The following is a 16,132-nucleotide window of genomic DNA, read 5'->3' on the forward strand; positions in this document are numbered from 1 at the left end:
CCGCAACGGGGTGCCGGGCTGATACGATTCGCCCCTGCCTCGCGCCCACTCATCGCACGATCCCATGCTGAACCCGCAACAATTGGCTGCTGTCGAGCACTGCGACGGCCCACTCCTCGTGCTGGCTGGTGCCGGCTCGGGCAAGACTTCCGTGATTACGCAGAAGATCGCGTACCTCATCGCGCGCAAGAAACTATCACCGTCCCGTATCGCCGCCATCACCTTCACCAATAAAGCGGCGAAGGAAATGCGCGAACGTGTGGCCAAGCTGATTAGCACGGAAGACGCCGCGGCGCTGACCGTGTGTACCTTCCATGCGCTGGGTCTGAAGTTTCTGCAGATGGAGCATGCGCGCGCTGGTCTGCGCAAGGGTTTCTCCGTGCTCGACGCGGACGACAGCGAAGGCATCATCAAGGAATTGGCGCCTAAGGGCATCAAACCCGATGCGCTGTTCGCCATCCGCAATCTGGTCAGTCGCGCGAAGAACGCAGCCCTGTCGCCCGAAGAGGCCCTGGCTGCGGCCCGCAGCCCGCGCGAGCTCGACGCCGCAACCATCTACCAGCTCTACCAGGCGCGTCTGAGCGCATTTAATGCGGTGGACTTCGACGATCTGATCCGCCTGCCGCTGCGCATCCTAGAAGCCGACGAGGAATGCCGCACCGTCTGGCGCGAGCGCCTGCGCTATCTGCTGGTGGACGAATACCAAGACACCAACGACGCGCAATATCGCCTGCTGAAGGCTCTGGCCGGCGAACGCGGCAGCTTCACCTGCGTGGGCGATGATGACCAGTCGATCTATGCGTGGCGTGGCGCGAACCCGGAGAACATCGATCAGCTCGGCAAGGACTGGCCGAGCCTGCGCGTGATCAAGCTGGAGCAGAACTACCGTTGCGGCAGGCGCATTCTGCGCGCCGCCAACAAGCTGATCGCCAACAACCCGCATCTTCACGAAAAGAAGCTGTGGAGCGAGCACCCGGAAGGCGCTCAGATCCGCGTGCTGGAATGCAAGGAGAACGAGCACGAGGCCGAGCGTGTGGCCGCTATCGCCACCACGCTGGCAGAGAAGCACAAGGCGCGCTGGCACGACATCGCCATCCTCTATCGCGGCAATTTCCAGGCGCGTCCACTGGAAAAGGCGCTGCGTTTGGCGCGCGTGCCTTACCACTTGTCCGGTGCGCTGAGCTTCCTCGACCGTGGGGAAGTGAAAGACTTGCTGTGCTATTTGCGCCTGCTGACCAATCCCAGCGATGACGCGGCGTTCCTGCGCGTGGTGAACGTGCCCAAGCGTGAAATTGGCGCGACCACGCTGGAGAAGCTCGGTGAGATCGCCCAGACGCGCCACGCTCCCTTGTTGGACGCGGCGCGCAGCGATGCCGTGCTACGCCAGCTCTCGCCGCGACCGGCATCGGCGCTGGCATCGTTCACGCAACTGATGGACGAATTGCGCAGCGCATCGCTACACCAGAGCGCTGCGGACCTCGTACAAACCGTGCTCGATCGCACTGGCTACGCTGCGCACGTGGCCGCCAGCACCGTGGATGCCACGCTGCGCGACCGCCGCCTGGGCAACCTGCGCGAACTCGCCGAGTGGTTCCGCGCCATGCAGCGCAACGACAACACCACCGGCGACCTTGCCGCGCAGCTCGCCCTGCTCACTCATGCCGACCGCGACGAGCCAGGCAACGCGGTGCGCATGATGACGCTGCACGCCGCCAAGGGTCTGGAGTTCCGCTTCGTCTTCATCGTTGGCTGTGAGGAAGGCACGCTGCCGCACGATGGCGCCATCGACGAGGGCCGCATCGACGAGGAGCGTCGCCTGATGTACGTGGGCATCACCCGCGCCAAGGAAATGCTCACGCTATCGTGGTCCGCCAAGACCAAGCGTTACGGTGAAGTGCACAGCAACCAACCCAGCCGCTTCCTGCACGAGCTGCCGCAGGACGACCTGCATTGGCAGGGCAAGGATCCTGAGGCGGACAAGGAAGTGGTGCGCGAAACGGCCGAATCGCATATGGCGAAAATCGCCGCCATGCTCGCAGGAAACTGAGCTTCGCCCCACGCGCCGGATGTGGCCGCCGATCACGCGGCCACATCCACCCAAAGCGTCGGTTCGTCGCATAGAATCGGTAGACACACACCGATGCGGACCGCCATGACAGAACCGGCCCACCTTTACGCGCAATTGGTCGAGGCGTTCAATCAACGCGAATGGTTGAAGGCACGCGCGATCGCGGGCCGCCTGCTACCACTGACACCCAACGATCCGGGCGTGTGTTACATCACCGGTGTGACCTTTATAGAGTTGCAGGAGATGCCGCTAGCACTGGGGTTCCTGCGCAAGGCGACTGACCTTGAACCCCAACGGGCCGACTACGCCGCCCAATTCGCCAAGGCATTGACCATGGTGCGCCTCTCCAGCGAAGCGCTGGACGCTGCGGACAAAGCCGCGGCCTTGAGCCCTGGCGACCCATTCACGCTCGACACGCTCGGCGTGGTCTACACGCAGGCGCATGCGCATGAGCGCGCGGCGGAAGCGTTCCGTGGCGCGGTGAAGCTGATGCCCGGGCAAGCGTCCTACCGGTTCAACCTAGCGACCGCGCTGGTGGCTATGGGCGATATCGCCGGCGCTGCGCAGGAGCTCGAAAGCTGTATCGCGCTGGACCCCACCTTCTGGGGCGCGCACCTCACCCTCGCTCAGTTGCGCAAACAAACGCGCGAGAGCAATCACGTTGCGAACCTGCAAGCGCTGGCGGCCAACCACCCGCGCAACCAAGATGCTCAGACCTTCGTGAACATGGCGCTGGCCAAGGAGCACGAAGACCTTGGCGAATATCCCGCCGCGTTCGACCGACTGGTGCTTGGCAAGTCCTCAGGCAAGGAAGAGCGTGGCTACTCGACCAAGCAAGACGAAGCCTTGTTCGAAGCCGTCACCCGGCGATTCCCGCAGCCGCTGGAAGCTTCATCAGGCGACCCTACCCAGGAACCGATCTTCGTCATCGGTATGCCACGCTCAGGCACCACGCTTGTCGAACGCATCATCTCCAGTCATCCGGACGTCTATTCGGCCGGTGAGCTGCAGAACTTCGGCGTCGTGCTCAAGCGACAGAGCGGCAGCACGACGCTTCCCGTGATCGACATGGACACTATCGAACGGACCAAAGGCATCGACTGGGCCAGGCTGGGTGCCGACTATCTGTCCAGCACGCGCCCTGCCACAGGGGAACGCCCGCACTTCATCGATAAGCTGCCGCACAATTTCTTGTATGCAGGATTCATTGCGCAGGCCCTGCCAAATGCGCGCATCGTATGCCTGCGACGCGATCCAGTGGACACCTGCCTCAGCAATTTCCGCCAACTGTTCGCGCAGCTGTCACCGTTGTACGGCTACTCGTTCGACTTGCTCGACACTGGCCGCTACTTCGTGTTGTTCGATCGCCTCATGGCGCATTGGCGGCAGGTGATGCCCGGACGCATCCTGGAATTGGATTACGAGGCATTGGTCGACGCACAGGAGGAACACTCCCGCCGCCTTCTGACTTTCTGTGGCCTGCCCTGGGACGACCGCTGCCTGCAGTTCGAGCAGAACGATGCCCCGGTCAATACCGCCAGCGCCGTGCAGGTACGTGCCCCCATGTATCGCACCGCCATTCGGCGTTGGAAGAAGTACGAAACCCAGCTTGCGCCGCTACTCGACTTGCTCGATGGCGCCGGCATTGCCTTCGAACGCTAGGCTGATACCCATCAAAAAAGGGCCCCGCTTGCGCGGGGCCCTGGGGTAAACAAACCCATGCAGGAGATTACTTGGCGCTGCCGCCGAAGCTGTACTTGGCTTCCAGGTAAATCGCGCGGCCGTACACGTTGTAGTTGTCCGTGTTGTAGGGCTGGTTGGACGTGCCCAGATAGCTGTCGTCCTTGGGCGGCATCTTGTTGAACACGTTATTGACCAGCAGCGAGATACCCAGACTCCTGATCGGGTTATAGGTCACGCTTGCGTTGGACACGATCCACGGTGGCAACTTGCCCGTACCCGGAGCCTCGTAGCTGTTAAGCGTCGTGGCGAGGTAGTTGGGCGTGCTGCCGTAGCGATTGACGTACCACGTAGCACTCCAATCACCCTTGGACCACGTCAGCGAGGCATTGGCCTTCGACTTGAAGTCCGTGCTGTAGAACGGCTCGCGCAGCGCGTCGTGCTTCGGGTCGATGACGAAGTCCTGCGTGGTGTGCTTGAGCAGATCCGAGTACGACATGGCCAACGCCAACTGACCAAACGCGCCCACCGGCTGCACGTAGCTGAAGTTCGCCGTGATGGCGTTAACCTGCTCGTTGGCCAGATTGAGCTTGGGCGTATTGATGCTGACGATCTGGCCAAGCAGACCGTCCTTGCCGGGACCACGGGTAATCAGGTTGAACGCCTGCGCGCACGTTCCCGATGTGGGATCCAGTGAGCCCGTGTCGCACAGGTACTCGGTCTTGGACAGCTTGTCCGGATCCACCTGCGTCACTTCGTTGTTGATGTTCCAGTGCAGGTAATCAACGCTCACCGACATGCGCTCGATCGGCGCCCACACGAAGCCGTAGCTCCATACCTTGGCGGTAATGGGCTGAAGCTGGGTGTTGCCTTCCGTGAACCCCTTGTACTGCGTGAGGTCGTACGGCACCGGGCACTTCTGGGGCGCCACGGCCGGGCCATAACCCATGCGTGCGCAGTTGAGGTAGTCAGTGACCGAGTTGTAGACGGAGCTGGGACCCTGGAATTCATCGGCCAGCGTCGGCACCTTGAAGGCGGACCCATAGCGACCGCGCAAGAGCAGGGTCTCGATGGGACGATACTCCAGGCCAACATTGAACGTTGTGTGGTCCACGGTCTGGTTGTCGACGTTGTAGGCGTCGTAACGCGAGGACAGGTCCATCGTCAGCTGTTCGAGCAACGGCAAACGCAACTCGGCCGTGGTGGCAAAGCGCGAGCGATGACCAGCGCCCGGCGTTGCACTGGTGCCGTACACGTAGTTGTCCGTATTGCCGTTAACGTCCGTGATGGTTTGCAGCAGGCGCGGATCGGGCGTGGAAGACCAGCCCTGGTTACCACCTTCCATCACCACGGCAAGACCGGCATCGCCGCCACCCAAGCGGAACAGCGACTGGTCGGTCAGCTGGCCGCGGATCATGTTGTCCCAAGTCTTCGCGTACGAGGTCGTATAGCCGGTGAAGCTACGGAAATCAGCCGGGGACGCTGGGCTGTAGAGCGCAGCGTAGTTTGGCGTGAACACCGGATAGCCACCGTACGTGCCCTGCTGGTGACCCATGACTTTATTGGCGAAGTACGATTCGATCGGACCAGTGAAGCGCGCGAAGTTGCGATTCGTCAGCTGATCGTCCGAGTGGGTGAAGCCTAGGTCGTAATCCCAGTTCGACTGACCGATGGTGCCCTTGCCACCCAAGGTCAGCATGTACGAGCTCTCGTACTGATGATCCATGATGTTTGAGAAGCCGCCGACTTCCTCAGGCGTGAAGGCGTGCTGCAACAGCATCAGGTCGTTGCGATTGGGATCCCAGAAATAGCCGGCGGTGCTACCCGCCGTAGCTACGCTGGTGCCCCAGAACGTGGTGTTGCTGCCTGACGTGTAGCTCTGCTCCTCGTAGTTGTAGAGCAGATCGCCGTACAACTGCAGGTTGTCGTTAACGTCGAAGGTCGAGTGTGTGTAGAGGTTCGCCGTTTTGTCTTTGTTGGCCAGCGTGGCGTAGCCGGCGCTGTACTGCGAGCCGCAGTAATAGCCCTTGCCCTGGCGGAACTGCTTCACCTCTGTGCCGTCGTAGCCCGCCGCCACGCCTGCGCAGTTATTGGGATCAAGGAAAACGTACTTACCCGTCGAACCGCTCACGGCGAGGTAATCGCGCGAAGCCGTAGGCGGTGTGGTGCCGTCGGTAAAGTACTGCTTGGTCAGATCGCGATCGTAGGCCCAGATCGGCTTCTTCTGTTCGTACTGCACACCAATCATGGTGTGGAAACGGCCGAAGTCGAAGCTGTCGGCGAAGCTGATGCGCTGACTCTGTCCGCCGCCTTCACTGAAGCCGCCGACACGCAAGTCAATCACAGGGGCATCCACGTGCTTCTTCAGCACAATGTTGACCACGCCTGCGATTGCATCCGAACCGTACAGCGATGACTGGCCACCCGGCAGGACGTCGATGTGATCGACCATCTCCATCGGGATGTTGCTCAGGTTGTTGAAGATATCGCTGCCGTTGTACAGGCCCGGGAAGTCACCCATGGGCCGGCCATCGATCAGGTACTTGGTGAAGCCCACCGGCAGGCCAAACATGCTCAGCGTCTGCGCACCCGTGGTGAAGGAGTTGTTGTCCTGCGGGCCTGCCACGCTACCGGTGGCAAAGGAGGCTTGCTGCAACGCCTCGGCAACCGTGCTGAAGCCACGTGCCTTCATGTCTTCGGCGGTGATGCTGATGACCGGCTGTGCCGTTTCCACCTGCGACTGCGGAATCAGCGAGCCAGTCACCGTAACGGTATCGAGCTTCTTGGCCTTTTTTGCCGCGTCGTCGTCCTGCGTGTTGCTTTGCGACGAAGTAGCCGTGTCTTGCGGCATGGGCGCGTTGGAAGCGGCGTCGGTAGCCGCGGCTGCCGCGGACGCACAGCCGAGCGCCAAGGCCGCCAGGACGGCGACCGTGAGTTTGGACTTCAACATCTTTGTCTCCCCTACATTCTGTAGTCAGTCGTCGCGCCGTCCCCCGGCGCGGGCTGTAACAGGAACGTCGACAAGTTGTTGCCCTCCCTGAGGCATGAACTTGCCGGTTACCTCCATGTTCCTGTCGACGCAATGTGTAGCACAAACTTTTCCTTCACAAACACACCACATCTTGCGTCGCAAATTCATGCGAGTAACTGTTAAAAGTCTGAGAAGAGAATTCTTATTCTTGACGGACTTTTACGCGCCGGAAGCCGAAGCGAACGAAAGATATTTCGATCGTTTGGATGTCCGAATAAGCTTACGCGAAGCTTACGAAATGGAAGGAAGTGCGTCAGATCAGCCGTTCGGCTTCCAACTCGCTCTTCAGGTAGGCGTAGTAGATCGGCGCGGCAATGAGGCCGGCGAGCCCGAACGCCGCTTCCATCAGCAGCATCGCCACCAGCAGCTCCCACGCGCGTGCACGGATCTGGCTGCCTACGATGCGCGCGTTGAGGAAGTACTCGAGCTTGTGGATGAGAATGAGGAAACCCAGCGCAGCCACGCCAACGCCCAGCGATACCGACAAGCCGGCGATGGTGATCGCGGTATTGGAGATCAGGTTGCCGATCACCGGTAACAGGCCGGCGATAAAGGTGATCACCACCAAGGTCTTGGCCAGCGGCACGTGGATATCCATCAACGGCAGCACGCCCAGCAGGAAGATGGCGGTGAATGCGGTGTTGAGCAGCGAGATCTTGATCTGCGCAAACACGATGTTGTGGAACGCCTCCGCCAGCCGCTGCGCACGCAGGCCAAGCGCGGAAGCCAACGGGCCGACCTGATGCGCCGGCCGCGTGCGGCTCAATGCCACGATGGCGCCCAGCACCATACCGATAAGGATATGCACGAACACACGTGCCGCTTCCTTGCCGATGGTCTGCAGGCTCACCGAATGCTTGCGGGTGAGCTCCAACGCCATGATGCGCAAGTCGTCCACGCTGTCTGGCAACCAGCCGACCACGGTGGCCGGTAACTGCTCGCGCGCCTTCTCCACCAGGGGCATCAACTGCTGCTGCCAGAGCAGTTCGGGGTTGCCGATCTCGTTGCGCAGAAAACTCACCGCGCTGAGGATCAACAGCACCAGCAGGCCGACCACGATGGTGCCGAGCAAGGCCACCACCAGCACACGGGCGCGATCGCTCGGTACACGCTTGCCCAGCAAGGGCGCAGTGGACTGCACCAGTTCGTAGACCAGCAGGCCCGCGAATAGCGCCGGCAGCAACCGGAGGCCCAACACCAGGACCAAGGCAATGCCCGCCAGCACGTAGCTGGTGATGCGGATGGCCGGCGACGGCGCGGTGGGAATCGAGGCAGGTTCCATGCAAATTCATACGGATAAGGGTGGTCGGAGTCTGTCAGCAGCGCATGACAGCCGCCAGCCCCGCCTCTCCTCTTCATCTTGCGGCGTTCACGACCCATACCAAGGCACGGAAACGCCTCTGTCGTAAACTTGTTCGATTCTGCGCGTCTTGTTTATCCGGGAATCCACTATGTCCGTACGTTTGCCGGCGGCTCTTGCTGCCTTGATCCTGCTTGCCGGTTGCGCCAGCACCGCGCCCACCAAGACGTCCGCCCCTGCCATCCCCGCAGCGCCCGTCGCCACCGCCCCGGCAGCCACGACGCCTGCTGACGACAACCTCAATGCGGTGGCCTGGAGCCAGACGGCGATCGAGCACGACCTGATCTATCTGCAGACCTACCGCGACGCACAGTCACGCCTGCTCGCGGCCATGGCCGACAAGCAGTGGGACGCGCTGCCGAAGGACGACCGCGTCGCCCCGGCCAAAGGCCTGAAGCCTGCCGTAGTGCTCGACATCGATGAAACCGTGCTGGACAACTCGCCCTACCAAGCCCGACTGGTGAAGAGCGGCGGCGAGTACAACGAAGCCGACTGGGCCGCTTGGTGCAACGAGCAGCGCGCCCGCGCCCTGCCCGGCGTGGTGGAGTTCACCCAGTTCGCTGCCCAGCACGGCATCGCGGTGATCTACATCTCCAACCGCGCCAAGGACCTCGACCAGGCCACGCTTGCCAACCTGCGCAAGCAAGGCCTGCCGGTGTCTGGGCCGGAAGCGTTCCTGGGCCTGGGCACCTTCGTTGAGGACTGCGAACAGATCGGTACCGAGAAGGGCTGCCGTCGCCAGCTGATCAGCCACAAATATCGCATCTTGATGCAATTTGGCGACCAGATCGGCGATTTTGTCACCGTACTCGCCAATAATGCCGAAGGCCGCCAGAAGGCCATGAAGCCTTATATGGACTGGATCGGCACTCGCTGGTTCGCGCTGCCCAACCCGACCTATGGCGCATGGGAGCCCGCTCTGTTTAATAATGACTACACGGCCCCACGCGACGAGCGTCGCCACCAGAAGATTCAATCGCTGCGTACCGACTGACAGTTGTCGATTAAAAACAACAACTTACGCAGCATAAGCTAAAGCATTGCTTTAAGTTTAACGGGGAAGTAAGATCTCCCCCGCCAACACCTGCTGACCTTGATAATTCCGCAGGCAAGGCCATTTCCCTTCCGGCTCTGCCGGATTACCCCGTGAGGCCCACCGCCCGCGGGGTTTTCTTTTTGGCGCCCCCGCTCCCGACAGCCTGAACGGCCCCTGGTGAGCACTTGAGCGGCCTCTCATTCCTTGGCGCCGACTCTTGTTCGTACAGAGCCGCGCCCCTTACGCTCCGCCGAGCGCCCAGTGCAGGTCACCGGGCGCCAATCAAATACCGAGATCTCCATGCGTCGCTCATCCGTCTTCTACGCCGTTGGTGCGTTCATTGCCCTGCTGGTGCTGGCCACGGCAGCCGCTCTTTTCATGACCTCGCACAAGCCGGGGCCGCCGCCCGTGGTTGTGGGCGGGGACACGCCGGAACAGTCCGTCCAGCAATCGCTGGCGCTGATCAAGGTCGGCGACTTCGCCGGCTTCTGGAAACACGCCCTGCCGCCAGCGGACTACGAAACACTGCGCGCCGATTGGACCCGCCCCCGTCCTGACGACCATCCGCTAACGCCTGAAGACCGCGCGGACTTCGTCAAGAACATGCAGCAGCTCACCGAGCCGGACGCAGAAACCAAGCTCTACGCGGTGGCCAAGCCCAAGCTTGCCCAGTTGAAGGCGCAGTACCAGGACCAGGTGCCCGTGATGATCGGCATCTTCCAGGCCATTGCCGCCACCGGCGTATCGCAGAGCAAAGAGCTCACCAACGTACAGAAGCAGCAGGCCACCGAGGTCATCAACGTACTGGCCCCGTGGGCGCAGACCGTGCCTTGGTTCGACCAGGCCCGCGCCAAGCAGGTCGTCGGCGTGGCGGTGGCCACCGCCCGCAAGCTGGACCTGAAAACGCCCGAACAACTGAAGTCCATGGACTTCGACACGGCAATGCAGAAGTACAGCATCGGCTTTCTCGGCATCAAACAGGCGCTGACCATCTACGGACTGTCGATCGACGACACATTCGACTCGATCAAAATCACCACGGTGGAAAGCCGCAACGGGCATGCGCACGTCAAGATCGACTACACCCTGCTCGGCAAGCCGCTTTCCACGGAGTCGGACCTGATCCAGCAAGACGGCCGCTGGTACAGCCAGGACATGCTGCAGAACGTACGCGAAGCCCACGAGCGCTTGCTCGCACCGCCTGCACCGGCCAGCAGCGCCCCCGCCCCGGCCAGCACGTCCGCACCGATCCATGCGATGACGCCGGCGCCCGCCGCCAAGCACTAAGCCGGCGACAGAACACCTTATTTACGATCGCTCCGGTAAAAGGCCGGGGCGATGCAGGGGCGTCGCCGGCCGCGGCCGCCCTATACATCGGCCCGAACAGGCCGGGTCACCCGTTACAATCAGGGAATGCTGAATATGTCGACCACGGACACCTCCGCCCGTAGCCGCGCGCCCTGGTGGTTCAACCTGGCCGGGCAGTTGCTCGAACCCTGGGTGCGTATCCGCCGCGATCCCGCCGAACCCGCCACCCTGCTCCAGGCCGGCGTACCGGTGTGCTACGTGATCGAGCGCGATGGCTTCTCCGATGCCCTGATCCTGGAGCGCGCCTGCCGCGAGGCCGGGCTGCCCTCACCCATGCAGCCGCTGTCAGGCACGCGCCGCAAGCGCTCACTGTTTGCGCTGGCCCGCCGCGATGGCTGGCTGTTCGGCCGCAATCGCAAGCGCTCACCCAACGAAACCATGGGTCAATTGGTGCGCTCGCTGGAAGGCGAACCCGAACGCGACGTGCAGATCGTGCCCGTCTCCATCTACGTTGGCCGCGCGCCCACCCGCGAGTCGGGCTGGTTCAGCGTGCTGTTCTCGGAAAACTGGGTGGTGGTCGGCCGCTTCCGCCGCGTGCTCGCCCTGCTGCTCAACGGTCGCGACACGGTGGTGCATTTCTCCACGCCGGTCTCGCTGCGCACAGTGGTGAACGAAGCTGGCGACATTCGCCCGGAGCGCCTCACCCGCAAGATCGCCCGCGTGCTGCGTACGCATTTCCGCCGCATCCGTGCGGCGGTGATCGGCCCCGATCTGTCGCATCGCCGCACCGTAGTGGACGCGGTGCTCAATGCCGAACCCGTGCGCGCCGCCATCACAGCCACCGCTGCGAAGGAAAACATCAGCCACGCCAAGGCGTGGCGTCGGGCGCACGACCTGGTGATGGAAATCGCCGCGGATTACTCGCACCCCGTGGTGCGCTCGGCTTCGTTCCTGCTGTCCAACTTCTGGAACAAGTTGTACGACGGCATCCATATGCATCACTTCGACAAAGCGCGCGCGGCTGCGCCCGGTCATGAAGTGGTGTACGTGCCCTGCCATCGCAGCCACGCGGACTACCTGCTGATGTCCTATCAGCTGCACATGTCCGGCGTGGTGGTGCCGCACATTGCCGCCGGCGTGAACCTCAACTTGCCGGTGATCGGCCCCATCCTGCGCCGCGGCGGCGCGTTTTTCCTGCGCCGCAGCTTCAAGGGCAATGCGCTGTATTCGGTGGTGTTCAACGAATACGTGGCGCAGTTGATCGACCGCGGCGTGCCGATGGAATACTTCATCGAAGGCGGCCGCTCACGTACGGGCCGATTGCTCGCACCGCGTGCCGGTATGTTGGCGATGACGGTGCGTGCCTTCCTGCGTGCGCCGCGCCGCCCGGTGCTATTCCAGCCCGTGTACATCGGCTACGAAAAGCTGATGGAAGGCAAGAGCTACATCGGCGAACTCTCCGGCAAGACCAAGGAGAAGGAATCGCTGATCGGCCTGCTGCGCGGCCTGAAGGTGCTGCGCCAGCGCTATGGCCACGTGGCGCTGAATTTCGGCGAGCCGATCGAGCTCAATCCGATGCTCGACGCCGCCAGCCCCGATTGGCGCACCGACGATCCCGACGCCAAGCCCGAATGGCTCGGCCGCGTGGTGGACGATCTGGCCGACAAGATCCAGATCAACATCAACCGCGCCGCGGACGTGAACCCCATCAACCTGCTTGCGCTGGCACTGCTCGCCACACCCAAGCACGCGATGGCAGAGAACGATCTGCTCGCGCAGTTGGAACTGACCAAGGCGCTGCTGGAAGAGCTGCCTTATTCGGACCGCATGACGCTCACTTCGATGGACCCGGCCGGCATCATCGCCTACGGCGAACAGATGGGCTGGATCCGCCGCGTACGCCACCCGCTGGGCGACGTGCTGGTCACCGAAGACGAGCAGGCGGTGTTGCTCAGCTACTTCCGCAACAACGTGCTGCACCTTACCGCCACCGCGGCATGGGTAGCCTCGTGCTTTCTCAATAACCGCCGCATGTCGCGCGCCTCGGTACTGCGCCTGGGTCGCATCATCTATCCGTTTATCCAGGGCGAACTGTTCCTGCCATGGGATGCGGACGGCTTCTGCCAGCAGTTGCAGTCCACCATTGATTTCTTCGTGCGTCGCGGCCTGCTCGAATCCACTGGCGAAGGCCGTGTACTGGAGCGTGGCCCCGGCCAGGACGATGCGGCCTTCCAGCTCAAGATCATCGCGCGCAGCCTGATCCAAGCCTTCGAGCGCTACTACATCACCATCGCCGCACTGGTGAAGAACGGTCCGCACACGCTGACCTCGGCGGAACTGGAAAACGCCTGCACGCTTACCGCGCAGCGCCTGAGCCTGCTCAACGAACTGTCCGCGCCGGAATTCTTCGACAAGGCGCTGTTCCGCGGCTTCATTCAGAAGCTGCGCGAAAACCGCATTGTGTGGACCGACGACGCCGGCAAGCTCGACTACGACAAGGCCCTGGAAGACATGGTGCGCGATGCGCGCGTCATTCTGGCCCGCGACGTGCGCCACTCCATCCTCAAGATCACCCCCGGCGGCGATGGCGAGAAGGAGCACGCAGAGAAGCCGCTCCCGCCCGACGCCACCAGCGAAGCGCTGCATGAGCGCCACGTGGCTGCCGAGCACCACGAGCATGCGCCGGTAGAAACCACCGTGGTGGAAGAAAGCGTCGAAAGAGACACCGCCGCCAAGCACTAACGGAAAAGATCGGAGGGGTGACGAAAGTCACCCCTTCTGCCATGCGAAGCTCGCCTAAGATGGCCTCTCCACCCGGGGAGCTCATCATGACCAAGCGCGTTGCCTTCGCCATCGCCACAGCCCTAGCGCTGCCCGCCGCCATCGCGGCCGAACCCACCCAGGCCGCGCCGGACGTGACCGTGCTGCAATGTGCGCACCTGGTCGACACCGCGGCGGGCAAGATGCTCGGTGAAACCACGCTGGTCATCGAAGGCAAGCGGGTCAAAGAGATCAAGGCGGGTGAGGTCGACGTGACCTCCTACGCCAATGCTGCCAAGGCCGCCGGTGCCAACTTCAGTTACCACAAGATCAACGACGGCACCTGCCTGCCCGGCCTGATCGACTCACACACGCACCTCACCAGCGAAACCAGCCCCACCGGCTACACCGACCAGTTCCGCTGGAACATCGCCGACTACGCCATCCGCTCCACCGTCTACGCCAAGCGCACATTGCTGGCTGGCTTCACCACGGTGCGCAACGTGGGCGATCAGGACAACGAATCCATCGCCCTGCGCAATGCCATCAACGCCGGCATCGTGCCGGGTCCGCGCATCTTCACCGCGGGCAAGCCCATCGGCACCACCGGTGGCCACGCCGACCCGACCGACGGTTATCGCTCCGATCTAGCCGGCAATCCCGGCCCGAAGGACGGCATCATCAACAGCGCCGACGACGCCTACAAAGCCATCCGCCAGCACTACAAGGACGGTGTCGACGTCATCAAGATCATGCCCTCCGGCGGCGTGCTCGACGAAAGCAGCAGCGCCGACAACGCGCAGATGACCATCGAAGAGATCAAAGCCATCGTGAGCGCCGCGCACGATTACGGCTTCACCGTGGCCGCCCATGCGCACGGCGCCGAAGCCATCCGCCGCGCCGTGCTCGGTGGCGTCGACTCCATCGAGCACGGCACCTTCATGAACGACGAGGACATGAAGCTGATGAAGGAACACGGCACCTGGTACGTGCCCACCATCATCGCCGGCAAATACGTGCAGGAAATGGCCGCCAAACCCGGCTACTACCCGCCCCAGGTCGCCGCCAAGGCACTGCAGGTCGGCCCCATCATCCAGGCCACCGCCGGCAAGGCCTACAAGGCCGGCGTGAAGATCGCCTTCGGCACCGACGCGGCCGTCTATCCGCACGGTCAGAACGCCAAGGAGTTCGAGTACATGGTGCAGGCCGGCATGCCCCCGATGTTCGTACTGCAGGCCGCCACCACCCATGCCGCCGAACTGCTGCACAAGCAAGATCAACTGGGCCAGATCGCCGTGGGCCGCGTCGCCGACATCATCGCCGTGCCGGGCAATCCACTCGATGACATCACGGTGATGCAGAAGGTTGGGTTCGTGATGAAGGATGGAGTGGTTTACAAGGCTGATGGCAGGCCGGTGATGTGACACGGCGCTTGGCTCTCTTTTGCAGGGTGCGCGTACTTCGTAGCGCTTCGCAACGCGCCGTGGCGGAGAGGACTTAAAGCAGGCTTCGCTACGCTTTCCGACCTCGAATGGAGAACTCGCCACGGAACGGCATCGTCTTTCTCTTCTGCCTTGGCTTTCAGCACTAGAGCAGGAGCAACGCGACCTGCCTCGATGCGATGTGCAGCTCCGCTGCACGAGCCTTCGGCTCGGCGCTTTTGATCGTCGGGCCCCCTGTGCGGCGGTGAGGGGTGGACGAAAAGGCCCGCAGGGGGGATCGGCAGGACGCCGATCCCTTTTCGCCAGGGCAGGAGGCCCTGTCGAAAAGCCCGGCCACCCCTCACGAACTGGCCGGCTTCACCGGCCAGCGCCAAGTGGGGGTGCCCTTTCTTCGGTTACTTTTCTTTGGGCAAGCAAAGAAAAGTGACTCGGCCTCCGGTAGGAGGTCGAAAGCCCGCCGCAGGCGAGCCAAGTAGCGACCACGCGCCAACCAAGCGCAAAGTCACTGGATCCCGGCCTGCGCCGGGATGACGGTTCTATCGAAACCATAAGGCGAGCACCCGCCCCTCACCCCAACCCTCTCCCCGAAGGGGAGAGGGAGACAAAACCGCTGCCCCCAAAGAAGAAGCCCACCCCCTCGATCCGCTACCATTAGCCAATGAGCGACCAGCCCCAACCCCAAACCACCCACTTCGGTTTCCGCGACGTCCCCCTCGACGACAAGCAAAAGCTCGTCGGCCAGGTCTTCACCTCCGTCGCGCGTAGCTACGACCTGATGAACGACCTCATGTCGTTCGGCGTCCATCGTCTGTGGAAGCGCCATTTCGTGGGAATCAGCGGTGTGCGTCGGGGCGATCGCGTGCTCGATCTGGCCGGTGGCACGGGCGACATCGCCGCGCTGCTCAAGCCGGTCGTCGGCGCTGAGGGTGAGGTCGTCGTGGGCGACATCAATGCCGCCATGCTCGGTGTGGGTCGCGACCGCATGACGGATCGCGGCCTCGTCTCGGGCCTGCGCTGGGCTCAGCTCAATGCCGAGAGCCTGCCGTTTCCGGACAACAGCTTCGACGCAGTGACCATGGCTTTCGGCCTGCGCAACGTCACCGACAAGGACAAGGCGTTGGCGGACATCTGCCGCGTGCTCAAGCCGGGTGGCCGTGCACTGGTACTGGAGTTCTCGCGCGTGCAGAGCGATCTCTTCAGCAAGCTCTACGATTTCCATTCGTTCAAAGTGCTGCCCAAGCTCGGCCAGTTGTTCGCTGGTGACGCCGATAGCTACCAGTACCTTGCCGAGTCGATCCGCAAGCATCCGGATCAGCAGACGCTTAAAGGCATGATGGAACGTGCCGGCTTTGGTCGCGTCGACGTACGCAACCTCACCAACGGTATCGTCGCCATCCATCGCGGGTACAAGTTCTAAACGCCAGCCCCGTGGCTACTCGCAGTCCTC

Annotated in this window: 9 protein-coding genes; 7 read left to right on the forward strand and 2 right to left on the reverse strand. The window is 62.6% G+C overall.

Translation table 11 applies throughout. The features are described 5' to 3' along the window. Positions 1–64: 64 nt before the first annotated feature. Together DYST_RS13670 and DYST_RS13675 are read left to right on the forward strand one after the other, a co-directional pair. On the forward strand, positions 65–2,047 hold the full coding sequence (locus DYST_RS13670) for a UvrD-helicase domain-containing protein (RefSeq protein ID WP_239946229.1): 1,983 nt from the start codon (positions 65–67) through the stop codon (positions 2,045–2,047). A gap of 105 nt (positions 2,048–2,152) precedes the next feature. Beyond that, positions 2,153–3,730 (forward strand): sulfotransferase family protein, encoded by a 1,578-nt coding sequence (locus DYST_RS13675; RefSeq protein ID WP_239946230.1) that lies wholly within the window; start codon positions 2,153–2,155, stop codon positions 3,728–3,730. Positions 3,731–3,797: 67 nt separating this feature from the next. Here DYST_RS13675 and DYST_RS13680 read toward each other — a convergent pair whose 3' ends face one another. Continuing rightward, a complete protein-coding gene (locus DYST_RS13680; RefSeq protein ID WP_239946231.1) occupies positions 3,798–6,698 on the reverse strand; it encodes a TonB-dependent receptor domain-containing protein in 2,901 nt (966 codons plus the stop codon). A gap of 334 nt (positions 6,699–7,032) precedes the next feature. Further along, entirely contained in the window at positions 7,033–8,061 is a 1,029-nt protein-coding gene (locus DYST_RS13685) for an AI-2E family transporter (protein ID WP_102301858.1), read from the reverse strand. A gap of 169 nt (positions 8,062–8,230) precedes the next feature. Here DYST_RS13685 and DYST_RS13690 point away from each other — a divergent pair, with 169 nt between their 5' ends. The 5 genes from DYST_RS13690 to ubiE all read left to right on the forward strand — a co-directional run bounded on the left by DYST_RS13690 (position 8,231) and on the right by ubiE (position 16,102). Then, on the forward strand, positions 8,231–9,133 hold the full coding sequence (locus DYST_RS13690) for a 5'-nucleotidase, lipoprotein e(P4) family (RefSeq protein ID WP_239946232.1): 903 nt from the start codon (positions 8,231–8,233) through the stop codon (positions 9,131–9,133). Between the two features lie 342 nt (positions 9,134–9,475). After that, positions 9,476–10,462, forward strand: a complete 987-nt coding sequence (locus tag DYST_RS13695; RefSeq protein ID WP_239946233.1) for a hypothetical protein — start codon at positions 9,476–9,478, stop codon at positions 10,460–10,462. A 126-nt stretch (positions 10,463–10,588) separates the two neighbouring features. Beyond that, on the forward strand, positions 10,589–13,225 hold the full coding sequence (gene plsB, locus DYST_RS13700; protein WP_428993911.1) for a glycerol-3-phosphate 1-O-acyltransferase PlsB: 2,637 nt from the start codon (positions 10,589–10,591) through the stop codon (positions 13,223–13,225). 86 nt (positions 13,226–13,311) lie between these two features. Further along, entirely contained in the window at positions 13,312–14,667 is a 1,356-nt protein-coding gene (locus DYST_RS13705; RefSeq protein WP_239946238.1) for a metal-dependent hydrolase family protein, read from the forward strand. Between the two features lie 676 nt (positions 14,668–15,343). Next, positions 15,344–16,102, forward strand: a complete 759-nt coding sequence (gene ubiE / locus DYST_RS13710) for a bifunctional demethylmenaquinone methyltransferase/2-methoxy-6-polyprenyl-1,4-benzoquinol methylase UbiE (RefSeq protein WP_102303359.1) — start codon at positions 15,344–15,346, stop codon at positions 16,100–16,102. Positions 16,103–16,132 lie beyond the last annotated feature (30 nt).

The organism is Dyella terrae, assembly GCF_022394535.1.
In the GTDB taxonomy this organism is placed as follows: domain Bacteria; phylum Pseudomonadota; class Gammaproteobacteria; order Xanthomonadales; family Rhodanobacteraceae; genus Dyella.

Excerpts from the sequence above, each read along its gene's own strand:
- DYST_RS13675 (WP_239946230.1), top strand. The coding sequence starts at position 2,153 with ATGACAGAACCGGCCCACCTTTACGCGCAATTGGTCGAGGCGTTCAAT.
- DYST_RS13685 (WP_102301858.1), bottom strand. The coding sequence starts at position 8,061 with ATGGAACCTGCCTCGATTCCCACCGCGCCGTCGCCGGCCATCCGCATC.
- DYST_RS13705 (WP_239946238.1), top strand. The coding sequence starts at position 13,312 with ATGACCAAGCGCGTTGCCTTCGCCATCGCCACAGCCCTAGCGCTGCCC.
- DYST_RS13680 (WP_239946231.1), bottom strand. The coding sequence starts at position 6,698 with ATGTTGAAGTCCAAACTCACGGTCGCCGTCCTGGCGGCCTTGGCGCTC.
- DYST_RS13670 (WP_239946229.1), top strand. The coding sequence starts at position 65 with ATGCTGAACCCGCAACAATTGGCTGCTGTCGAGCACTGCGACGGCCCA.
- DYST_RS13690 (WP_239946232.1), top strand. The coding sequence starts at position 8,231 with ATGTCCGTACGTTTGCCGGCGGCTCTTGCTGCCTTGATCCTGCTTGCC.
- DYST_RS13695 (WP_239946233.1), top strand. The coding sequence starts at position 9,476 with ATGCGTCGCTCATCCGTCTTCTACGCCGTTGGTGCGTTCATTGCCCTG.
- ubiE (WP_102303359.1), top strand. The coding sequence starts at position 15,344 with ATGAGCGACCAGCCCCAACCCCAAACCACCCACTTCGGTTTCCGCGAC.
- plsB (WP_428993911.1), top strand. The coding sequence starts at position 10,589 with ATGCTGAATATGTCGACCACGGACACCTCCGCCCGTAGCCGCGCGCCC.